Genomic DNA, 21,296 nt, shown 5'->3' with positions numbered 1-21,296 from the left:
ATGGCGAACGCAGCGACCGAGACCCCAACCCCGCAGACGCCGACGCCGCCGGCCCGGCGCTCGCGCACCCGCCGTGCCCTGCGCGCGCTGGCCTGGACCGTCGCCGGCCTGTTCGTCGCGCTGCTGCTGGTGCTGGGCGCCGCCTGGTGGTGGCTGGGGCTCGAACCAGTCGCTGGCCTTCGCGCTCGCCAAGGCCGCGGCCTACCTGCCGGCCGGCCAGACGCTCGAGAGCCGCGAGGTCACGGGCTCGCTGCGCACCGGCGGGCGCATCGGCTGGCTGCGCTGGCAGAGCGAGAGCCTCGCGGTCGAGGTGCACGAGGCCAAGATCGGCTGGCAGCTCGCGCCGCTGTTCGAACGCAAGGTGCAGCTCGGCGAGGTGCATGCGGCGCAGCTGCTGATCGAGCGGCGCGGTGCGCCCAGCGACAAGCCCGCCGAGCCGCTCGAGAAGATCGTGCTGCCGGTCGAGGTCGACCTGCCGTTCCGCATCGACGACCTGCGCTGGGCCGGCCCGCCCGCGTTGCAGGCGCAACGGCTCGCGGGCCACTACCGCTACACCGGCGGCGAGCACAAGCTCGACGTCGACGGCGTCGACATCGCCGAAGGCCACTACAGCGCGCGCGTGAAGCTGCAGGGCGCGGCGCCGATGGCGATCGAGGCGACGCTCGACGGCCGCGTGAAGGCGCCACTGCCCGAGGAACGCAGCCTCGAGGTGCTGGCCAAGGCCGGCATCCAGGGCACGCTCGCGGGCGCCGACGCGCGCCTGAACGTCCAGGCCGAACTCGCGCCGGCCGAGCCCGATGCCGAGGCGCCGATGGAGGCCAAGCTCGCGGCCACCCTCGCGCCCTGGCAGCCGCAGCCCGTGATCGCGGCCAAGGCCGACCTGCGCAACGTCGACGCGTCGAGCCTGTGGCCCGGCGCGCCGCAGACGCTGCTCACGGGCAGCGTCGCGCTCGAGCCCGATGCCGCCACCGGCCCCGCTGCCTGGAAGGCCCAGGCCGACCTGCGCAACGCGCGGCCCGGACCGTGGGACCAGGGCAAGCTGCCGCTCGAGCAGCTGCAGGCCCAGGTCGGCTACGACGGCACCCACTGGGACATCCCGCAGGCCACGCTGCGCGCGGGCGGCGGCCGCATCGAGGCCGCGGGCCGCTGGAGCCCCGCGCCCGCGCCCTGGCAGGCGCGCGCCGAGGTGCAGGGCGTGCGGCTGGGCGCGCTGTACAGCGAACTCTCGGGCGCGCCGATCAGCGGCCGCGTCACTGCGCAGCAACGCGACGACGGCATCGGCTTCGACCTCGCGCTGCGCGCCGAGGGCGGCGCCGGCAGCAAGGCGCTGCCGGGCTTCGGGCTCGACCGCGTGCTGGCCCAGGGCCAGTGGAAGGACCAGGTGCTGGACCTGCGCACGCTGCGCATCGATGCGCAACGCGCCAGTATTGAAGGCAAGCTGCAGGTGCGCGTGGCCGAGCAGGCCGGCAGCGGCAACCTGAAGCTCGCGATGCCCGGCGCCGAGGCGCAGGTCGACGCCCGCATGGCGCCCGCGCAGGGCAGCGGCGAACTCAAGGCGCGCATCGACGACACCGAGGCGGTGCAGCGCTGGATCGAGAGCCTGCCCGAGATGGCGGGCCTGTTCGCGGGCCGCAGCGCGAAGGGCTCGGCCCGGCTCGACGCGAGCTGGCAGGGCGGCTGGCAGAACTTCCAGCGCCGGCTGCAGAACCCTGCGGCGCCGCTCGCACGCGGCAACGCCGAGCCGAGCCTCAAGGCCAGCCTCGCGGTGCCCAGGCTCGACCTGCAGCTGCCCGCAGCCCAGGCCGGCGCCGCCGCAACCCAGGTGCAATTGAGCGCGCTGCGCGCCGAGCTCGCGGGCAGCATCGCGCAGGCCACGCTGTCGCTGCAGGGCGAGGCCGCGACCGGCACGCAGAAGCTGGTGCTCGACACCCGCGCCAGCGGCGGCCTCGCGGGCGCCGGCCAATGGCGCGCCGCGCTCGCCAGCCTGCGGCTGCAGGCGCAGGACAGCGCCCAGCCCGCCACGCAGAAATCGCCCTGGGTGCTCGAGCTCGGCCGCGAGGTCACGGCCACGGTGCGCACCGGCACCGACCGCCTCGAGGTCGAGGCCTCGGCCGCCGGCGCCACCCTGCGCGGGCCCGTGCCCGGCACGGTGCGCATCGACTGGCAGCCGCTGCGCTTCAGCCAGAGCGGCGCCGCCGCCAACCGCGTGTTCCGCGTGCAGTCGAAGGGCGAGCTCAAGGGCCTGCCGATGTCCTGGGCCGAGGCTTTCGGCGCCAGCACCACCTTCGGCGAACTCGGCATCACCGGCGACCTGGTCTTCGACGGCGACTGGGACATCGATGCCGGCGACACGCTGCGCGCCCAGGCCCGGCTCGCGCGCCAGAGCGGCGACATCCGCGTGCAGGCCGGCGAGGCCGCGCTGATCACGCGCATCGAGAGCCGCGGCACCGGCACCGCGAGCGAACGCAAGATGAATTCCAGCGAGGCCGGCCTGAGCCCGAGCACGCCGGCCGGGCTGCGCCGCGCCGAGTTGCGGCTCGACGCCCAGGGCGAGGCGGTGCGCGCCACGCTGGCCTGGGACAGCGAACGCGCGGGCCAGATCGATGCCGAGGCCGGCACGCGCTTCCAGCAGCGCGCCGGCGGCTGGCAGTGGGCGCCCGACGCGCCGCTCACGGGCCGCGTCGCCGCCAAACTGCCGAACCTCGGCGTGTGGTCGATGCTCGCGCCGCCGGGCTGGCGCGTGGCCGGCACGCTCGACGCCAATGCCACGCTCTCGGGCAGCCGCGCGGCGCCGCGCTGGAACGGCACGCTGGGCGCCGACAAGCTGGCGCTGCGCGCGCCGGTCGAGGGCCTGGACCTGCGCGACGGCCGGCTGCGCGCCAACCTGTCGGGCGACCGCGTCGAGATCGCCGAGTTCACGCTCAAGGGTGGCGCCGGCAGCACGGCGCGCATCGCGGGCCAGAGCGGCAACCGCAGCACCGCGGCCAGCGAGGCCGGCACCGATGGCGGCACGCTGAGCGCGCGCGGCGAACTCAACTGGTCGGGCGCGGGCACGGCCGCGGGCGCGCCCGGCATCCGCATGGCGCTGCAGGCCGAACTGCGCGCGCTGCGCGTGCTGGTGCGCACCGACCGCCAGGTCACCTTGTCGGGCGACCTGCAGGCGCGGCTCGAGAACCGGCAGTTCATCGTGCGCGGCAAGCTCAAGACCGACCGCGCCGTGATCATCCTGCCCGACGAGACCGCGCCCAGCCTCGGCAGCGACGTGATCGTGCGCTCGGCCGCCAAGGACCGCGAGGAGGCCGAGGCGCGGCAGCGCGAGGCCGCGCGCAGCGATGCGCAGGCGGCCCAGGCCGCGAAGCCGCAGACCGCGAAGCCGCCCGACATCGCGGTCGAGTTCGACCTCGGCGACGACTTCGCGGTGCAGGGCCGCGGTATCACGACCCGGCTCGAGGGCCAGCTCGACATCCGCAGCACGCGGCTCGATGCGCCGCCGCGCATCACCGGCGAGGTGAAGACCGTGAAGGGCCAGTACCGCGCCTACGGCCAGCAGCTCGACGTGGAGACCGGCATCGCGCGCTTCAACGGCCCCTACGACAACCCGCAGCTCGACATCCTCGCGATCCGGCCCAACATCACGCAGCGCGCCGGCGTGCAGATCAGCGGCAGCGCGCAGTCGCCGCGCGTGAAGCTCTATTCGGAGCCCGCGCTGTCCGACGCCGAGACGCTGTCGTGGGTGGTGCTGGGCCGCGCCTCGGCCACCAGCGGCGGCGAATCGGCGCTGCTGCAGCAGGCCGCGCTCTCGCTGCTCGGGCGCATCAGCAAGGGCGCCAGCGGCGGCAGCCTGGCCAGCCGCTTCGGCCTCGACGAACTCGGCTTCAAGGGCCCGGGCAGCGGCGGCGACGTGCGCGATTCGGCCGTCACCTTCGGCAAGCGGCTGTCGAAGGACTTCTACGTCACCTACGAGCGCAGCATCGGCGGCACCTTCGGCACGCTGTTCATCTTCTACGACCTCACGCAGCGCCTCACCCTGCGCGGCCAGGCCGGACAGACCAGCGGCCTCGACCTGATCTACACCGTGAAGTACGACTGAGGTACGCATGCGGCGCGCATCGGCGCGCGCGGCATGCGCGAAGCCGCGTTTCGTACGGGACTTCGATCTTGACCCCGCGATGGCGCGTGATAAGAATCATCGAAGACGCCTTCCAAGGAGCCGACGATGAACGAGCACGGAGACAAAGGCGGGAGGAACACGGCATCAGACCGTCCGGCAGACGATGCACCGCAGGGCGACGAGACCCGCATCGCCTGGTTGCGCGGCGCTTTCCGCGCCACGATCGCGATCGTCGCCGCCATCGCGGCGGCGGCTTCCGTTCCCCATTGGGGCGGCGACAGCTTCCCCATCGCCAGCCTCGTGATCTACGTCGCGGGCATGGTGTTCGTGGCGATGCCGCTGGGCCTCTACTACGAAGCGCTGCTGCAGGCGCACGAGCGGCGCCGCGCGCGCAATGCCGAGCGGCGCGAGGCGAAGGCGCTGTCGCACGCGGCGGTGTAGCCGGGCCTCAGAAGGTGTGAAGGAACCGTCGCGAGCGCCCCGAGGTCGCGTCGAGGACCGGAGCCGTACTCACGTACGGCGAGGACCGCAGATGCGAGATCGGGGCGCGCAGCAGGTTCATTCACGCCTTCTCAGCCCGCGTCGCCGCCGCCCTGCGGATAGAGCAGCTTCGCCTCGGCCACCATGTGCCCGCCGTCGGGCAGGAGCCTGGCGCGGTGGTCGCGAACGGCCGTGGCCACGATCGGCAGCATCGCCTGCGCCTTGCCCTGGTCGAAGGTCTCCACCAGCGCCAGCCGCATGCTCGGCGCCCAGAAGGACTTGAGGTGCGCCGCGATGGCCTGCGTGGCCGCCCCGGCATCCGACGGGGTCTGGGCCTCGAAGAAGGTGCCGATCTGGTTGGCCATCTTGATCAATTGCACCGACTGGTCATGCATGCGCTGTGTCTCCGCTCGTTGTCGTCGTGAGGTTGTTCGTCATCAATGCGGGCGACGCCCGTTCGCCGCAGCCGCCACCGAGTCGGCCGGCAGCCGCTGCGGGTGGCTGTAGACCCCCAGGTCCTCGCGCCGCGCGAAGCCCACCAGCGTGAGCCCGGCGCGCTGCGCGGTCTCGACCGCGAAGGAGGTCGGCGCCGACACGGCCGCCAGCAGCGAGACGCCTGCCATCGCGGCCTTCTGCACCATCTCGAAACTCGCGCGGCTGGTCACGGCGATGAAGCCCGTGGCGGCATCGACCTCGTTGGCCGCGAGCGCGCCCACCAGCTTGTCGAGCGCGTTGTGGCGGCCCACGTCCTCGCGCAGCCACACCACCTCGCCGTCGGCCGAGCACCAGGCCGCGGCATGCACCGCGCCCGTGGCTTCCTGCAATGTCTGCAGCGACTGGAACTGCGCCATCGCGCGGCCGATCGCGGCGCGCTCGAACGACGGCCCCGCGGCCAGCACCGGCAGCTCGCGCGCAACATGCGCCAGGCTCTCGGTGCCGCACAGGCCGCAGCCGGTGCGCCCGGCCAGCGAGCGGCGCCGCTGCTTGAGGCGCGCGAACGCGGCCGCCGAGACCTCGAGCCGCACCGTGATGCCGCGCTCGGCGCTCTCGACCTCGCTGGCGTAGAGCTCGTGCGCCGCCTCGAGGATGCCCTCGCTCAGCGAGAAGCCGAGCGCGAAGTCTTCCAGGTCGAGCGGCGTGGCCAGCATCACCGCATGCGAGATGCCGTTGTATTCGAGCGCCACCGGCACTTCCTCGGCCACCCAGTCCTGCACCGCGAACGGCTGGCCGCCGCGCACGCCGCGCACCGGCAGCAGCCGCGCGCCTTCGCAGAAGGCGGCGGTGTCGGCGCTCGCGAGCGGCAGGGTGGCGATGTTCATGGCGCTGCGCCCTCGTGCCCTACTTGGCCGGCACCGTCTCGTTCGACGGCGCGGGCGCCGAGGCCGCATTGAGCAGCTCGTTCTGCACCCGGTTGAAGCGGCTGTACTCCTGCTGCCAGGCCGAGGGCTGCATCACCGGCATCACCTGCACCGCCGTCACCTTGTACTCGGGGCAGTTGGTGGCCCAGTCGGAGTTGTCGGTGGTGATCACGTTGGCGCCCGACTCGGGGAAGTGGAAGGTGGTGTAGACCACGCCCGGCTGCATGCGCTCGGACACCGTCGCGCGCAGCACCGTCTCGCCCGCGCGGCTCTGGATGCCGACCCAGTCGCCGTCCTTCACGCCGCGCTCCTCGGCGTCGTGCGGATGCAGCTCGAGCCGGTCCTCGCCGTGCCACATGTTGTTGTCGGTGCGCCGCGTCTGCGCGCCCACGTTGTACTGCGACAGGATGCGCCCGGTGGTCAGCAGCAGCGGGAAGCGGCGCGTGACCTTCTCGTCGGTCGGCACGTACTGCGTGACGATGAAGCGCCCCTTGCCGCGCACGAACGTGTCGATGTGCATGGTCGGCGTGCCCTCGGGCGCCGCGTCGTTGCAGGGCCACTGGATGCTGCCGAGCTCGTCGATGCGCTTGTAGCTCACGCCATGGAAGCTCGGCGTCAGCGCGGCGATCTCGTCCATGATCGCCTCGGGGTTCTTGTAGTTCATCGGGTAGCCGAGCGCGTTCGCCAGCTTCACCGTGACCTCCCAGTCGGCCAGGCCGGCCTTCGGCGGCATCACCTTGCGCACGCGCGAGATGCGGCGCTCGGCGTTGGTGAAGGTGCCGTCCTTCTCGAGGAAGGAGGAGCCCGGCAGGAACACGTGCGCGTACTTGGCGGTCTCGTTGAGGAAGAGGTCCTGCACCACCACGCATTCCATCGCCATCATGGCGGCGGCCACGTGTTGGGTGTTGGGGTCGGACTGCACGATGTCCTCGCCCTCGCAGTACAGGCCCTTGAAGCTGCCGCCGATCGCGGCGTCGAACATGTTGGGAATGCGCAGGCCCGGCTCGGGATCGAGCTGCACGCCCCAGGCGGCCTCGAAGGAACCGCGCGTGGTGCTGTCCGACACGTGGCGGTAGCCCGGCAGCTCGTGCGGGAACGAGCCCATGTCGCACGAACCCTGCACGTTGTTCTGGCCGCGCAGCGGGTTCACGCCCACGCCCTCGCGGCCCACGTTGCCGGTGACCATCGCGAGGTTGGCGATGCCCATCACGGTGGTCGAGCCCTGGCTGTGCTCGGTCACGCCCAGGCCGTAGTAGATGGCGCCGTTGCCGGCGGTGGCGAACAGCCGCGCTGCCGCGCGCATCTCGGTGGCCGGCACGCCGGTGAAGGCTTCCGTGGCCTCGGGCGACTGCTCTGGGCGCTCGACGTAGGCCTTCCACTCGGCGAACGAGGCCGTGTCGCAGCGCTCGGCCACGAACGCGTCGGCCATCAGGCCCTCGGTGACGATCACGTGCGCCAGCGCCGTGACCACCGCCACATTGGTGCCGGGGCGCAATTGCAGGTGATGCGCGGCGCGGATGTGCGGCGACTTCACGATGTCGATGCGGCGCGGGTCGACCACGATCAGCTTCGCGCCCTGGCGCAGCCGCTTCTTCATGCGCGAGGCGAACACCGGGTGGCCGTCGGTCGGGTTGGCGCCGATGACCATGATCACGTCGGACTTCTCGACCGACTGGAAGGTCTGCGTACCGGCCGATTCGCCCAGCGTCTGCTTCAGGCCGTAGCCCGTGGGCGAATGGCACACGCGGGCGCAGGTGTCGACGTTGTTGTTGCCGAAGCCCGCGCGCACCAGCTTCTGCACCAGGTAGGTTTCCTCGTTGGTGCAGCGCGAGGAAGTGATGCCGCCGATGGCGTTGCGGCCGTACTTCTCCTGCAGGCGCTTGAACTCGCCGGCCGCGTAGTCGATGGCCTCGTCCCAGCTCACTTCCTGCCACGGATCGGTGATCTTCTGGCGGATCATGGGCTTGAGCATGCGGTCCTGGTGCGAGGCATAGCCCCAGGCGAAGCGGCCCTTCACGCAGGAGTGGCCGTCGTTGGCCTTGCCGTCCTTCCACGGCACCATGCGCACCACCTCGTTGCCCTTCATCTCGGCCTTGAAGGCGCAGCCCACGCCGCAGTAGGCGCAGGTGGTGATCACGCTGTGCTCGGGCTGGCCGAGCCAGATCACCGACTTCTCCTGCAGGGTGGCGGTGGGGCAGGCCTCGACGCAGGCGCCGCAGCTCACGCACTCCGATTCCATGAAGGGCTGGTCCTGGCCCGGCGACACGCGCGACTCGAAACCGCGGCCGCTGATGGTCAGCGCGAAGGTGCCCTGGGTTTCCTCGCAGGCGCGCACGCAGCGGTTGCACACGATGCACTTGGAGGGGTCGTAGGTGAAGTACGGGTTCGACTCGTCCTTCTCGCTCTTGATGTGGTTGGCGCCGTCGAAGCCGTAGCGCACGTTGCGCAGGCCGGTCACGCCCGCCATGTCCTGCAGCTCGCAGTTGCCGTTGGCCGAGCAGGTCAGGCAGTCGAGCGGATGGTCGGAGATGTAGAGCTCCATCACGCCCTTGCGCAGGTCCTGCAGCTTCGGCGTCTGGGTGCGCACCTTCATGCCGGCCTCGGCCGGCGTGGTGCACGAGGCCGGGAAGCCGCGGCGGCCCTCGATCTCGACCAGGCACAGCCGGCACGAGCCGAAGGGCTCGAGGCTGTCGGTGGCGCACAGCTTGGGCACCTGGATGCCGGCATCGACGGCCGCGCGCATCAGCGAGGTGCCGGCCGGCACCGTGACCTCGGTGCCGTCGATCTCCAGCGTGACCTCGCGCTCGGATTCGCGCTTGGGCGTGCCGTAGTCGGTTTCCTTGAGATGGTTCAACATGTCTTTGCTTTCTCTGGGGGCTCAGGCGGCCTTGCGGTCGGGTGCCTCGATGCCGAAGTCCTGCGGGAAGTGGTCGAGCGCGGAGAGCACCGGGAACGGCGTCATGCCGCCCATCGCGCACAGCGAGCCATGGACCATGGTGTTGCACAGGTCGCGCAGCAGGATCACCTGCTGCGGCCGGTTCTGGTTGCCGCGGATCTTGTCGATGACCTCGACGCCGCGCGTCGAGCCGATGCGGCAGGGCGTGCACTTGCCGCACGACTCGAGCGCGCAGAACTCCATCGCGTAGCGCGCCAGTTTCGACAGGTCGGCCGTGTCGTCGTGCACCACGATGCCGCCGTGGCCCACGGTGCCGCCGACGGCCGCGTAGGCCTCGTAGTCCAGCGGCAGGTCCCACTGCGACTCGGGCAGGTAGGCGCCCAGCGGGCCGCCGACCTGCACCGCCTTGATCGGCCGGCCCGAGGCCGAGCCGCCGCCGTAGTCGTAGAGCAGTTCGCGCAGGGTCACGCCGAAGGCCTTCTCGACCAGCCCGCCGTGCTTGATGTTGCCGGCCAGCTGCATCGGCAGGGTGCCGCGCGAACGGCCCACGCCGTAGTCGCGGTAGAAGGTGGCGCCGCGCGCCAGGATGATCGGCACGCTGGCCAGCGTGATCACGTTGTTGATCAGCGTGGGCTGGCCGAACAGGCCCTCGATGGCCGGCAGCGGCGGCTTGGCGCGCACGATGCCGCGCTTGCCCTCGAGGCTCTCGAGCAGCGCCGTCTCCTCGCCGCAGACGTAGGAGCCGGCGCCCTTGCGCACCGCCAGCCGGAAGCGCTTGCCCGAGCGCAGCACGTTGTCGCCGAGGAAGCCCGCGGCCTCCGCATGGCGGATCGCCTCGTTGAGCGCGGCGATCGCGTGCGGGTACTCGGAGCGCACGTAGATGTAGCCCTGCGTCGCGCCGGTGGCGATGCCCGCGATGGTCATGCCCTCGATCAGCACGAAGGGGTCGCCCTCCATCGTCATGCGGTCGGAGAAGGTGCCCGAGTCGCCCTCGTCGGCATTGCAGACGATGTACTTCTGTTCGGACGGCGTGTTGAGCACCGTCTTCCACTTGATGCCGGCCGGAAACGCCGCGCCGCCGCGGCCGCGCAGGCCCGAGTCGAGCACCTGCTGCACGATGTCGGCCGGCGCCATCGCGAGCGCGGCGCGCAGGCCCGCGTAGCCCTCGTGCGCCTGGTAGTCGGTCAGCGACACGGGGTCGGTGATGCCGACGCGCGCGAAGGTCAGGCGCTCCTGCTTCTTGAGGTAGGGGATCTCGTCGGTGGGGCCGAGCGACAGCGGATGCGAGCGTGCGCCCGTGGCCAGGCCGGCGTCGAGCAGCGCCGGCACCTCGTCGACCGTGACCGGGCCGTAGGCCATGCGGCCCGCGGGCGTCTCGACCTCGACCAGCGGCTCGAGCCACAGCATGCCGCGCGAGCCGTTGCGCACCAGCTCGATCGCGAGGCCGCGCGCGGCGGCTTCCTGCGCGATGCGCTGGGCCACGGCGTTGGCGCCGACCGCGAGCGCCGCGGAGTCGCGCGGCACGTAGATCTTCACGGTCGCGTTCATGCGCAATCTCCCGCCTGTGCGACCAGGGTCTCGAAACGGATCGGCGTGACGCGCGCATGCGGCTCGTCGTCGAGCGTCATCGCGGGCGACGAGGCGCACAGGCCGAGGCAGAACGCCGGCTCGAGCGTGAAGCCGCCGTCCTTCGTGGTGCCGTGCACCGCGCAGCCCAGGTGCTTCTCGGCATGCGCGAGCAGCGCATCGGCGCCCATGGCCTGGCAGGCCTCGGCGCGGCAGATCTGGATCACGTGCCGGCCCGGCGGCTCGGCGCGGAAGTGGTGGTAGTAGGTGATCACGCCATGCACTTCGGCGCGCGAGAGGTTCTGCGCGTCGGCGATGGTCTGCACCGCATGCGAGGGCACGTAGCCCAGCGTGTCCTGCACCTCGTGCAGGATCGGCAGCAGCGCACCCTGTTCGTCCGCATGCGCGCCAAGCACGCGGCGCACCTCGGCCAGTTCGTCGGCCGCGGAAAGTCGCGGGGCCTCGCTCATTGGCCGGCCTCCACGCAGGCCGCGGGTGCGGCCAGGGGCGGTGCTGCGTACGCGTTCAGCGCTTCTGTTGTCATGGTCCCGTCCGATCTGGTGCCGTTGCCGGTCCGCCGCTGTCTGCCTGCCGGCGGATCCGTTGTCATCGTGGCGTCGATTCGCGCTCGCCTCCCTGTGCGGGGACCGGGAGCCGCGCGCGGTCATCTGCCTCGGGATTCACTGTCGAGGAATCGCGCGCGGATGACCTTGACGCAGGTCAATTTCCATCGAAACAGGGGGGATGCGAATGCGAGCGAGCCCTGTGAAAAGGACCCTGTCGCTGGGCCGCGGCCGGAATATCCGGAGGCCTCGTGGGACGCGTGCGAACCCTTCGCAGCGCCGAGGTATTCCGCGCGCGAATCCGTCGCGGTGCGCGGGAACGCAGGGAGAGGAACGCGGGGCCGTTCGCGCCGGCGGCCCCGCGCGGATCAGCGCGCGGCCAGTTCGCGCGCGCGCTGCACGAGGCGCGCGGCCTCGGCATCGTCGACCTGGCCCGTGACCTTGGCCGGGCGGCCCGAGATCAGCGAGCGGTCGGGAAAGACCTTGCCCTCGGTCAGCAGCGCGCCGGTGGCGACGATGCATTCGCGGCCCACCACCGCGCCGTTGAGCGCCACCGTGTCCTCGCCGACCACCGAACCGTCGCCGATGGTGCAGCCGTGCAGCATCACATGCCGCTCGACCGTCACGTCGGCGCCGATGGTCATCGGGAAGCCCGGGTCGGCATGCAGCATCACGCCGTCCTCGAGGTGGCTGCCCGCGCCCACCGTGATGGGCTCGTTGTCGCCGCGCAGCACGCAGCGCGGCCCGATGCTGCTGCGCGCGCCGAGCACGACCTGACCGATCACGCTCGCCGTGTCCGCCACGCGCGCGCTGGCGTCGATGGACGGTTCATGTTCGTCGAGTCTGTAGAGGGTCACGCCGTTCTCCTGGACAAAGGCGTCGATGGTAGCGGCTCCCGACCCGTCGGCCTCGGATATGCATTCGCGGGCACCCGCGGAACCGGCTTTGCCGGGCCGCTGGGTGCGCCCCCTTGAGGGGGGATCCGAAGCGACACGAAGTGCGCGGAGATTCGGGGGTGGTCCTAATGAGGGAGTTCGCTGCGTTCGATGTGCTTGCGGCGCATCGGGCGCAGCACGAACCAGGCCATCAAGGCGGCGACCGCGTTCACGCCGCTCGCGACGAAGAACACCGCCTCCCAGCTGCCGGTGCTCGCGGCCAGCACGCTCGACAGCGGCACCAGCAGCGAGGCCGTGCCCTTGGCGGTGTAGAGCATGCCCGCGTTCGAGGCCGCGTACTTGCCGCCGAAGGTGTCGGCGCAGGTCGAGGGGAACAGGCTGTAGATCTCGCCCCAGGCGAAGAACACCATGCCGGTCAGCACCACGAACAGCAGCGGGTTGTGGCCGTACTTGTAGAGCATCAGGATGCCGACCGCCTCGATCGCGAAAGCGATGAACATGGTCTGCTCGCGGCCGATCTTGTCCGACACCCAGCCGAAGAACGGGCGCGTCAGGCCGTTGAGCACGCGGTCGATCGCCAGCGCGAAGGTCAGCGCGGGCAGCACCAGGCCCATGATGTTCACCGGCACGTCGATGATCTTGAAGTCCTTGGCGATCGGCGCGAGCTGCGCGGTCGCCATCAGGCCGCCGGCGGCCACCATCACGAACATCGCGTACATCACCCAGAACACGGGCGAGCGCAGCACCTCGGAGGGCGCGTAGTCGCGCCGCGACTGCTGCACGTTGCGGGTGTTCACGGCCTTCGAATGCTCGGGCGCGCGCGTCAGCATCCATGCGAGCAGGAACACGATCAGTCCCTGCCCGATCCCAAAATACAGGAAGGCGGCTTCGTAGCCGCTGTTCTTGATCATGGCCGAGATCGGGATGATGGTGAGCGCGGAGCCCGCGCCGAAGCCGGCCGCGGTCAGGCCCGCCGCGAGGCCGCGCCGGTCGGGGAACCACTTGAGCGCATTGCCCACGCAGGTGCCATAGACCGCGCCCGCGCCGATGCCGCCGATGGCCGCCGCGATGTAGAGCACCGGCAGCGAGGCCGCGAAGGAGTTGATCACCCAGCCGATGCCACAGAGCACGCCGCCCACCAGCACCACGGGACGCGGGCCGAAGCGGTCGACGAGGTAGCCCTCGATCGGCACCAGCCAGGTCTCGGTGAGCACGAAGATGGTGAAGGCCACCTGGATCGCGGCGCGGCTCCAGCCGTGCTTCTCCGCGATCGGGTTGACGAACAGGGTCCAGCCGTACTGGAGGTTGGCGATCATCGCCATGCACACGATGCCGATCAGGAGCTGTCCCCATCGGTAGCTGTGCGAGCGCTGCGCCGCCGCGGCGCCGGAGTGTCCCGAGGGGGAGTAGATCGCGGGGTTCGCACCCGCGATCGTGGTCGTTTGCCGAGTCATTGAATGTCCTTCATCTTTGTGTTTGAGTAGTTGAAGTCCGGCGGATCGCGTCGAGGCGCCGCCGGTTTCGTTCCGAGTCACCGGTCCCCGAAGCAGAGATGCGAACAAGTACGGCGTCGCATCACGCAATCGACACGCTTCGGCTGATCCTCCGGTCCCGTCGGCCCCGCTTCGCGACACCGTCGACCCGCAGCCTCCTGCGTGCGGATGACTGTCGGATGGAGCGATCCAAAAACTCTTGACCCTCGTCAAGTTCCCTCGAAGGGACCCGGCCGCGGACCCCCGTGGATTCCCTAGCATGGTCGTCTTGGCGCGCGATGAGAACGCGCCGCTTGATGCAAGTCGGTGGCGTCTTCGGTGGACCTCGCTGAACCCCCTCGATCGCATCTCGGCCCACTCTGGAGTGCCTTCGCGTGCCCTGCTCGCGAAATGGGCATGTCACTCGTGGTTTGCCCTAATCCAGGGTAAACCCTATAATTCGGAGGTTCGCATTCCCACCCACCCGCATTCGGAGCACATCCATGAACAACACCGCACTGAATTCCGCCGCCCTCAAGGCCCCCTCCTTCGCCTCGAACGGCGTGCTGCGCGACCTGATCGCCGCGCTGCCGATCGTGATCTTCGCCAAGGCCGTGCGCGCCGCGCTGCAACAGCGTTGAGAGCCGGAGCCCCCGAGGCTCCACCCAAAAGAAAGAGCGCCGAGAGCGCTCTTTTTTTTCGCCTTCAGCTCGCCGGATCGAAGGGCACGATCTGCGAGATCAGCGCGGTGCCGTCGTTCAGCAGGAAGTCCTTGAAGGCCTGTGCCACCGGCGGCAGCCGCTTGCCGCGGCGGTGCACCACGTACCAGTTGAGCATCAGCGGAAAGCCCTGCACGTCGAGCACCCGCACGCTGCCCGCGCGCAGCTCCTGGCTGATGGTGTGGGCCGACACGAAGCTCACGCCCATGCCCGCGATCACCGCCTGCTTGATGGTCTCGGTGCTGCGGATCTCCATCGCGATGTTGATCTCGGACAGCGCGGCGCCGAAGCCCTCCTCCATCGAATGCCAGGTGTCGGACGCGCGCTCGCGCACCACGAAGGGCTCGCGAATCAGCCGCTTGAGCGGCACGCCCTTCACGCCCACCAGCGGATGCGTGGGCGCCGCGATGATCACGTAAGGGTGCGGCGCGAACGGCTGGTTCAGCGTGTCGAGGTCGGTGGGCGGCCGCACCATGATCGCGAGGTCGGTGAGGTTCTCGGCGATGTGCGTGAGCAGGCCCTCGCGGTTGTGCACGGTGAAGTTCAGGGTCACGCCGCGGTGCCGGCCCGCGAACTCCACCAAGAGGCGCGGAAAGAAGTAGTCGCCCGCGCTGATCACGCCCACGTTGAGCTTGCCGCCCGAGATGCCCTTGAACTGCAGCATCGCGTTCTCGGCCGCCTCGAACTGCTGGATGATCGCGCGGCTGAGCTGCAGCAGCTCGGTGCCCGCGGCCGTGAGGTAGACCTTCTTGCCGAACTGCTCGAACAGCGTGTTGCCGGCGTGGTCCTCGAGCTTGCGCACCTGCGTCGACACCGCAGGCTGCGTGAGGTGCAGCTCCTCGGCCGCGCGCGAGAAACTCAGGAGCCGCGCCACCGCCTCGAAAACCTTCAACTGGCGCAGTGTCGCGTGCTTCATGGGGATTCCTGGAGAACTGCTTCGTTCGGAAGTCCCATGCTATGGCCGGCGGCGCGCGCGCCGCATGACCGCGGTCAAGTATTCGCGATCAGGAATGATTTGGAATACGCGCGACGTGCAGCAGGTTGGTGGTGCCCGACTGGCCGAAGGGCAGGCCCGCCACCACCACCACCTTCTGGCCGGGCTGCGCGAAGCCCTCGGCATGCGCGGTGCGGCAGGCGCACTCGATCATCTCGCCCACGTCGTGCACGTCGTCCACCAGCACCGCGTGCACGCCCCACACCATCGCCATGCGGCGCGCGGTCGCGATGTCGGGCGTGAGGCTCAGGATCGGCACCGCGGGCCGCTCGCGCGCCGCGCGCAGGCTGGTGAAGCCCGAGGAGGTGTAGGTGACGGTGGCGGCCGGCGCGAGCAGCGCGGCCACCTGGCGCATCGAGGTGCAGACCGCGTCGGCCGTGGTCGACTGCGCGCTCTCGTGCGTGGCGTCGATGCCGGTGCGGTACGAAGGATCGGCCTCCACGCGCGCGACGATGCGGTCCATCATCGCCACGGCCTCGAGCGGGTACTTGCCCGAGGCCGACTCGGCCGAGAGCATCACCGCGTCGACGCCGTCGTAGACCGCGGTCGCCACGTCCGACACCTCGGCGCGCGTGGGCACCGGCGCGGCGATCATCGACTCGAGCATCTGCGTGGCCACCACCACCGGCTTGCCGCGCAGCCGGCAGGCGCGCACGATCTGGCGCTGCAGCTCGGGCACGCGCTCCGGCGGCAGCTCGACGCCGAGGTCGCCGCGCGCGACCATGATGCCGTCGCAGCGCTCGACGATGGCGTCGAGGTGCTCGATCGCCGCGGGCTTCTCGAGCTTGGCCATGATGGCCGCGCGCGTGCCGATGATCTCGCGCGCCTCGTCGATGTCCTCGGGCCGCTGCACGAACGAGAGCGCCACCCAGTCCACGCCCATCGCGAGGCCGACGTCGAGGTCGTCGCGGTCCTTCGGCGTCAGCGGCGAGATCGGCAGCAGCACGCTGGGCACGTTGACGCCCTTGCGGTCGGAGATGGGACCGCCCACCAGCACGGTGGTCTCGGCGAAGTCGGCGCCGTGGCGGTCGACGCGCAGCCGCAGCTTGCCGTCGTCGAGCAGCAGCTCGGTGCCTTCCTGCAGCGCGGCGAAGATCTCGGGATGCGGCAGCGGCGCGCGGCGGCCGTTGCCGCTCGCGCGGTCCATGTCGAGCCGGAAGCGCGCGAGCGCCTCGAGCTGCGCGCGGCCGCCCTCGAAGGTGCCCAGGCGCAGCTTCGGCCCCTGCAGGTCGAGCAGCACGCCGATGGGCCGGCCGAATTCCTTCTCGAGCCGGCGGATGGTCTCGAGGCGGCGCGCATGGTCGTGCTGCGTGCCGTGGCTGAAGTTGAGGCGGAACACGTCCACGCCACGCTCGAACAGCGCGCGGATCGCGGGCTCGTCGGAAGTGGCGGGACCGAGCGTGGCCACGATCTTGGCGCTGCGAAGGCGTCGCATGGTGTCGGTGTCCTCAGGCGAGTTCGCGCAGCCGGACCTGGCCGCGCTGTTCTTCCATCGTCCGCGCGAGCAGCTTCACGAGCGAATACACGGTGTCGATGTGCGGGGTCGAGGTCTCGGTGAGCCGCGCGAGCTCGACCACCGCGCCGACCAGCGCGTCGATCTCGGGCGCGCGGCCGGCTTCGACGTCCTGCAGCATCGAGGTCTTGTGCTTGCCGACCTTCTCGGCGCCCGCGATGCGCTTCTCGAGCGTGACGCGGAACTCGATGCCGAGCTTGTGCGCCACGGCCTGGGCCTCGCGCATCATCGCGGCCGCGAGTTCGCGCGAGGGCGGGTACTGGCAGATGTCGACCAGGGTCGAGTGCGAGAGGCTGCTGATCGGGTTGAAGGTCAGGTTGCCCCAGAGCTTGAGCCAGATCTCGGCGCGGATGTTGTCGAGCACCGGCGCCTTGAAGCCCGCGTTGGCGAAGCAGGCCGCGATGCGCTCGACGCGCTCGGTGGTCGTGCCGTCGAGTTCGCCGACCGGGAAGCGGTCGCCCTCGATGTGCTTGATGACGCCGGGCGCGATCAGCTCGGAGGCCGGATACACCACGCAGCCGATCACGCGCCGCGAGGGGATCTTGGTGTTGAGCACGCCCTGCGGGTCGACGCTGCGCACGGTGGTGCCCTCGAGCACGCCGCCGTGCTTCTGGAAGTACCAGTAGGGAATGCCGTTCTGCATGGTCACGACCGCGGTCTCGGGCCCGAAGAGCTTGGCCACGTCGTCGGCCACGGCCTCGACCTGGTGCGCCTTCATCGCGAGGATCACGAGGTCCTGCGGCCCCGCCTCGTCGTAGCGGTCGGTGGCCCGCACGTTGCGCGCCACCTGCTCCTCGCCCTCGGCCGACACCAGCTTGATGCCGTTGGCGCCGATGGCCTGGAGGTTGGCGCCGCGCACGATGAAGGTCACGTCCTCCCCGGCCAGCGCGAGTTTGGCGCCCACCAGGCCGCCGATGGCCCCCGCGCCGATGATTGCTATCTTCATGTCGATCCCCAAGAGTTGAAATTCTTCGCGTCAGCCAAAGTGATTCGAGAGGCGGCCGATGCCGTCGATCTCCACTTCGACCAGGCTGCCGGGCTTCATCGAGCCCACGCCCACGGACGTGCCGCACAGGATCACGTCGCCGGGATGCAGGCTCATGTCCTGCGAGATGAGGCTGACCAGGCGCTGCACGGAAAAGCGCATGTCGCTTACGGGATAGTTCTGCCGCTCCTCGCCGTTGAGCACGGTGCGCACCACCAGCGTGGCGGGATCGAGGCCGGTGGCGATGGCCGGGCCCATGGGGCAGAAGGTGTCGAAGCCCTTGGCGCGCACCCACTGCGCGAACGAGGCATCGCGATTGAGGATGTCGGCCACGGTGACGTCGTTGGCGCAGGTGTAGCCGAACACGTGATCGAGCGCGCGCTCCTCGGAGACGGCGGTGGCGGTCTTGCCGATGACGATGCCGAGCTCGCCCTCGAACACGACCTTGCCGTCGCACAGCGGCTTGCGGATCGGCGCCTCGTGCGCCGAGAAGGAGTTCGGTGCCTTCAACAGGTACAACGGCTCCTCGGGCACGGCGAGCTTGAGCTTCTCGCCGAGCGCGTGGAAGTTGTTCCACAGCGCGATGACCTTGGTCGGCTCGCTCGGCGACAGCAGGCGCAGGCCGGCCAGCGCGAACACGCGGCCGGTGGGCTGGGGCGTGCCGTACATGTCGCCGCGATACTCGCGCACGGCGTCGTCCTCCAGGGTGCCGAAGGCGGCTTCTCCGGCGTGTTCGAAACGGACCCAACGTTGTGGCATGTTGTGCTTTCTTTTGATGCTGTGAATGCGGGTGGGCCGACAGGCGCTGCGCGGGTGCGGGGCCTAGTCGAACGGCAGGTAGTCGGGCACGACCAGGGAGGCCAGCAGCTTCCCCATGTCGGCCGGGTTGTCGGTGACGTGAATGCCGCAGGCCTTCATGACGGCGAGCTTCTCCTGCGCCGTGCCCTTGCCGCCGGAAATGATGGCGCCCGCATGGCCCATGCGCTTGCCGGGCGGCGCGCTGGCGCCGGCGATGAAGCCGACCACGGGCTTGCGCATGTGGGCATGGATCCAGCGCGCGCACTCCTCCTCGGCATCGCCGCCGATCTCGCCGACCATGATGACGGCGTCGGTGCGCGGGTCGTCGTTGAACATCTTCAGCACGTCGATGTGCCGCAGCCCACCGACCGGATCGCCGCCGATGCCGACCACGGTCGACTGGCCGATGCCGAAGCGTCCGAGCTGGCTCGCGGCCTCGTAGGTCAGCGTGCCCGAGCGCGAGACCACGCCGATGCGGCCGCGCTGGTGGATGTGGCCCGGCATGATGCCGATCTTGATCTCGTCGGGCACGATGAGGCCGGGGCAGTTGGGCCCGAGCAGCAGGGTCTTGCGCCCTTCCATGCGGCGGCGGGTGCGGATCATGTCGCGCACCGGGATGCCCTCGGTGATGCAGATCACGAGGTCGAGCTCGGCATCCACGGCTTCATCGATGGCAGCGGCGGCGAAGGCCGGCGGCACATAGATGACCGAGACGGTGGCGCCGGTGCGGGCCTTGGCTTCCTTGACGGTGCCGTAGATGGGAATGCCGGCCATGGCCTGCCCGGCCTTGGTCGGATGGACGCCGGCGACGAAGCAGTGGCGTCCGTGGCCGTACTCGAGGCAGGCCTGGGTGTGGAACTGGGCGGTCTTGCCGGTGATGCCCTGCGTGATGACGCGGGTGTGGCGGTTGATGAGGATCGACATCTTGTTCCTTTACCGCGCTGTGAGGTCCGCTCTTGTTTTGCTGGAGCTGCTGTTCGGGGCGCGTGCACAGGACAGCGGGTACTTCCCTCCGCGAATGTCCCCCGCCTTCGGCTCCTCCTTTATTTCGCTGCGGGAAGCACCCACTGCCCTGTGCACGAGGAGCGCAGCGGTGGTGCGGCCGGTTCTACGGCCGTGCCCAGGCGCGCGTCGATGGGGTACTCCCCGCAGCGAAATAAAGGAGGAGGCCGAAGGCCGGGGACATTCGCGGAGGGAGTACCCCGTCGGCGCGCGCCCCGCAACGAACGGCAAAAAGCTCGTCCAACGTTCATCGCTGCCCCTTGGGAACCCGAGCCACGACAACCGCCTGCCGCGCAGCCTCGCCGATGTCCTCGGCCCCGATGATCTGAAGCTCCGACTGCGCGAGGATGGTCCGCCCCAGGTCCTCGTTCGTGCCCTTCATGCGCACCACCAGCGGCACCGAGAGGGCCGTTTCGCGTGCCGCGGCGACGATGCCATGGGCTATCACGTCGCAGCGCATGATGCCGCCGAAGATGTTGACCAGCACCGCCTTCAGGCGCGGGTTGCGCAGCATCAGCTGGAAGGCCGCGGTGACCTTCTCCACGCTCGCGCCACCACCCACGTCGAGGAAGTTGGCCGGCGATCCGCCATAGAGCTTGATCGCGTCCATCGTCGCCATCGCGAGGCCAGCGCCGTTCACCAGGCAGCCGATGTCGCCGTCGAGCGAGATGTACGACAGGTCGAACTTCGAGGCTTCGATCTCCGTCGGATCCTCCTCGTCGAGGTCGCGCATCGCGGCGATCTCGGGCTGGCGGAACAGCGCGTTCGGATCGAAGCCGAGCTTGGCGTCGAGTGCCATCAACCGGCCGTCGCGCGTACGCACCAGCGGGTTGATCTCGGCCAGCGAGGCGTCGCTCGCGTCGAAGGCCTGGTAGAGCTTCTGCATGAACTCGCGCGCCTGCACCACGTCGCGGCCCGCGAGGCCGATCGAGCGTGCGAGCGCATCGGCCTCGACCGCCTTGATCCCCATCTCGGGTCGATGAACAGCGTGTGGATCTTCTCGGGCGAACGCGCGGCCACCTCCTCGATGTCCATCCCGCCCTCGCTCGATGCCATCAACGCCACGCGCCGCGCACCGCGGTCGACCACCATCCCGAGGTAGAACTCCCGGTCGATCTCCACCCCCTCCTCGACCAGCAACTGTCTCACCACCCGGCCTTCGGGCCCCGTCTGGTGCGTGCGCAGCGTCATGCCGAGCAGCGCTTCCGCATGGCGGCGCACTTCCGCGCCCGACCAGGCCAGCTTCACCCCTCCGCCCTTGCCGCGTCCGCCTGCGTGGATCTGCGCCTTCACCACCCACGAACGCCCGCCGAGCCGGGCGGCGGCATCGGCCGCCTCGTCGCTCGTGCGGCAGACGAAACCGCGCGGCGTCGCCACGCCATGGCGGCGCAGCACTTCCTTGCCCTGGTATTCGTGGATGTTCATCGGATCAGCCGTTGATTTGATCGTTCAATTGCAACTCAGGCGCCGAGTTCGGCACCGCGGCATTCGGCCCAATTGAAATGTCGCTTCGACAGCGGCGCGGAACCTTCGCCTTCACGCCGCTTGTAGGCTTCCTTCTTCTGTTCGATCGCATCGGCCAGGAATGCCGCGTCGTAGGCGCGCAGCAGATGCGGATGATTCGCCTCGAGATAATGGCCAATGCGCTTTTCGGGTTCCTGCGCCGTGCCCATCAGGTCGCAATAGGTCTGGCGGTCCAGTGCCAGCGCAAGCCCAATTCGTAGAAGGCGGCGTTGTAGGCATTGCGTTCGGTTTCATCGAGCCAGTATTGAACGGGCGTGAGGTTCTGCATGGTCTGCTCCTTTCGAATGACTGCCGTGCGGTGAATTGAATGACTTGCCGGCATGTTCAAACTGTAGAAGTGCAGAACGATAAATAACAGTCAAACTATTTTATTGAGAGCATTCATTTGGAGTTATGCATGACTCCAATTCAATTCAAAG

Annotated in this window: 15 protein-coding genes and 2 pseudogenes; 3 read left to right on the top strand and 14 right to left on the bottom strand. The window is 69.8% G+C overall.

From position 1 onward, the window contains the following. Positions 1-4,090 (top strand): annotated as a pseudogene (locus tag ACHMXE_RS16085) (translocation/assembly module TamB domain-containing protein). A 126-nt stretch (positions 4,091-4,216) separates the two neighbouring features. After that, on the top strand, positions 4,217-4,552 hold the full coding sequence (locus ACHMXE_RS16080) for a hypothetical protein (RefSeq protein WP_395350184.1): 336 nt from the start codon (positions 4,217-4,219) through the stop codon (positions 4,550-4,552). Positions 4,553-4,683: 131 nt separating this feature from the next. On the opposite strand, the gene ACHMXE_RS16075 is transcribed toward ACHMXE_RS16080, so the two are convergent. The 7 genes from ACHMXE_RS16075 to oxlT all read right to left on the bottom strand — a co-directional run bounded on the left by ACHMXE_RS16075 (position 4,684) and on the right by oxlT (position 13,324). Further along, positions 4,684-4,986 carry a formate dehydrogenase subunit delta gene (locus ACHMXE_RS16075; RefSeq protein ID WP_395350183.1) on the bottom strand — a complete coding sequence of 101 codons (303 nt, stop codon included), beginning with the start codon at positions 4,984-4,986 and terminating at the stop codon, positions 4,684-4,686. A gap of 42 nt (positions 4,987-5,028) precedes the next feature. Further along, positions 5,029-5,910, bottom strand: a complete 882-nt coding sequence (gene fdhD, locus ACHMXE_RS16070; protein ID WP_395350182.1) for a formate dehydrogenase accessory sulfurtransferase FdhD — start codon at positions 5,908-5,910, stop codon at positions 5,029-5,031. A 19-nt stretch (positions 5,911-5,929) separates the two neighbouring features. Beyond that, positions 5,930-8,806 carry a formate dehydrogenase subunit alpha gene (gene fdhF / locus ACHMXE_RS16065; RefSeq protein ID WP_395350181.1) on the bottom strand — a complete coding sequence of 959 codons (2,877 nt, stop codon included), beginning with the start codon at positions 8,804-8,806 and terminating at the stop codon, positions 5,930-5,932. 21 nt (positions 8,807-8,827) lie between these two features. Then, entirely contained in the window at positions 8,828-10,393 is a 1,566-nt protein-coding gene (locus ACHMXE_RS16060; protein WP_395350179.1) for a formate dehydrogenase beta subunit, read from the bottom strand. Then, complete coding sequence (locus ACHMXE_RS16055; protein ID WP_395350177.1) at positions 10,390-10,881, bottom strand: formate dehydrogenase subunit gamma; 492 nt, start codon at positions 10,879-10,881, stop codon at positions 10,390-10,392. The genes ACHMXE_RS16060 and ACHMXE_RS16055 overlap by 4 nt, the downstream gene beginning before the upstream one ends. Before the next feature lie 461 nt (positions 10,882-11,342). Continuing rightward, complete coding sequence (locus ACHMXE_RS16050; RefSeq protein WP_093347789.1) at positions 11,343-11,831, bottom strand: gamma carbonic anhydrase family protein; 489 nt, start codon at positions 11,829-11,831, stop codon at positions 11,343-11,345. Between the two features lie 164 nt (positions 11,832-11,995). Further along, entirely contained in the window at positions 11,996-13,324 is a 1,329-nt protein-coding gene (oxlT, locus tag ACHMXE_RS16045; protein ID WP_208513477.1) for an oxalate/formate MFS antiporter, read from the bottom strand. 521 nt (positions 13,325-13,845) lie between these two features. On the opposite strand from oxlT, the gene ACHMXE_RS16040 reads away from it, so the two are divergent. After that, the gene (locus tag ACHMXE_RS16040) at positions 13,846-13,983 is read left to right on the top strand and encodes a hypothetical protein (RefSeq protein WP_177239439.1); all 138 of its coding nucleotides are present in this window, start codon (positions 13,846-13,848) and stop codon (positions 13,981-13,983) included. 64 nt (positions 13,984-14,047) lie between these two features. On the opposite strand, the gene ACHMXE_RS16035 is transcribed toward ACHMXE_RS16040, so the two are convergent. From ACHMXE_RS16035 to ACHMXE_RS16005, 7 genes and pseudogenes are all read right to left on the bottom strand, one after another. Continuing rightward, positions 14,048-14,977, bottom strand: a complete 930-nt coding sequence (locus ACHMXE_RS16035) for a LysR family transcriptional regulator (RefSeq protein WP_395350176.1) — start codon at positions 14,975-14,977, stop codon at positions 14,048-14,050. Between the two features lie 88 nt (positions 14,978-15,065). Continuing rightward, a complete protein-coding gene (gene pyk / locus ACHMXE_RS16030; protein ID WP_395350175.1) occupies positions 15,066-16,490 on the bottom strand; it encodes a pyruvate kinase in 1,425 nt (474 codons plus the stop codon). A 13-nt stretch (positions 16,491-16,503) separates the two neighbouring features. After that, positions 16,504-17,514, bottom strand: coding sequence for a 2-dehydropantoate 2-reductase (locus ACHMXE_RS16025; RefSeq protein WP_395350174.1), 1,011 nt, complete (start codon positions 17,512-17,514; stop codon positions 16,504-16,506). A 30-nt stretch (positions 17,515-17,544) separates the two neighbouring features. Then, positions 17,545-18,312: a fumarylacetoacetate hydrolase family protein gene (locus tag ACHMXE_RS16020; protein WP_395350173.1), complete on the bottom strand. Its 768-nt coding sequence runs from the start codon at positions 18,310-18,312 to the stop codon at positions 17,545-17,547. A 63-nt stretch (positions 18,313-18,375) separates the two neighbouring features. Continuing rightward, on the bottom strand, positions 18,376-19,275 hold the full coding sequence (gene sucD, locus ACHMXE_RS16015) for a succinate--CoA ligase subunit alpha (RefSeq protein ID WP_395350172.1): 900 nt from the start codon (positions 19,273-19,275) through the stop codon (positions 18,376-18,378). A gap of 325 nt (positions 19,276-19,600) precedes the next feature. Further along, positions 19,601-20,778: pseudogene (sucC, locus tag ACHMXE_RS16010) on the bottom strand (ADP-forming succinate--CoA ligase subunit beta). 35 nt (positions 20,779-20,813) lie between these two features. Further along, entirely contained in the window at positions 20,814-21,026 is a 213-nt protein-coding gene (locus ACHMXE_RS16005; RefSeq protein ID WP_395350171.1) for a hypothetical protein, read from the bottom strand. Positions 21,027-21,296 lie beyond the last annotated feature (270 nt).

This window comes from Variovorax sp. UC122_21, assembly GCF_044056785.1.
In the GTDB taxonomy this organism is placed as follows: domain Bacteria; phylum Pseudomonadota; class Gammaproteobacteria; order Burkholderiales; family Burkholderiaceae_C; genus Variovorax.
Note: the sequence above shows the minus strand (reverse complement) of the source record. Positions and strands in the feature narration are given on the sequence as shown.

What these genes read in the sequence shown, in the direction of transcription:
- ACHMXE_RS16080 (WP_395350184.1), top strand. Translation starts at nt 4,217, where the DNA reads ATGAACGAGCACGGAGACAAAGGCGGGAGGAACACGGCATCAGACCGT.
- ACHMXE_RS16075 (WP_395350183.1), bottom strand. Translation starts at nt 4,986, where the DNA reads ATGCATGACCAGTCGGTGCAATTGATCAAGATGGCCAACCAGATCGGC.
- fdhD (WP_395350182.1), bottom strand. Translation starts at nt 5,910, where the DNA reads ATGAACATCGCCACCCTGCCGCTCGCGAGCGCCGACACCGCCGCCTTC.
- fdhF (WP_395350181.1), bottom strand. Translation starts at nt 8,806, where the DNA reads ATGTTGAACCATCTCAAGGAAACCGACTACGGCACGCCCAAGCGCGAA.
- ACHMXE_RS16060 (WP_395350179.1), bottom strand. Translation starts at nt 10,393, where the DNA reads ATGAACGCGACCGTGAAGATCTACGTGCCGCGCGACTCCGCGGCGCTC.
- ACHMXE_RS16055 (WP_395350177.1), bottom strand. Translation starts at nt 10,881, where the DNA reads ATGAGCGAGGCCCCGCGACTTTCCGCGGCCGACGAACTGGCCGAGGTG.
- oxlT (WP_208513477.1), bottom strand. Translation starts at nt 13,324, where the DNA reads ATGACTCGGCAAACGACCACGATCGCGGGTGCGAACCCCGCGATCTAC.
- ACHMXE_RS16040 (WP_177239439.1), top strand. Translation starts at nt 13,846, where the DNA reads ATGAACAACACCGCACTGAATTCCGCCGCCCTCAAGGCCCCCTCCTTC.
- ACHMXE_RS16035 (WP_395350176.1), bottom strand. Translation starts at nt 14,977, where the DNA reads ATGAAGCACGCGACACTGCGCCAGTTGAAGGTTTTCGAGGCGGTGGCG.
- pyk (WP_395350175.1), bottom strand. Translation starts at nt 16,490, where the DNA reads ATGCGACGCCTTCGCAGCGCCAAGATCGTGGCCACGCTCGGTCCCGCC.
- ACHMXE_RS16025 (WP_395350174.1), bottom strand. Translation starts at nt 17,514, where the DNA reads ATGAAGATAGCAATCATCGGCGCGGGGGCCATCGGCGGCCTGGTGGGC.
- ACHMXE_RS16020 (WP_395350173.1), bottom strand. Translation starts at nt 18,312, where the DNA reads ATGCCACAACGTTGGGTCCGTTTCGAACACGCCGGAGAAGCCGCCTTC.
- sucD (WP_395350172.1), bottom strand. Translation starts at nt 19,275, where the DNA reads ATGTCGATCCTCATCAACCGCCACACCCGCGTCATCACGCAGGGCATC.
- ACHMXE_RS16005 (WP_395350171.1), bottom strand. Translation starts at nt 21,026, where the DNA reads ATGGGCACGGCGCAGGAACCCGAAAAGCGCATTGGCCATTATCTCGAG.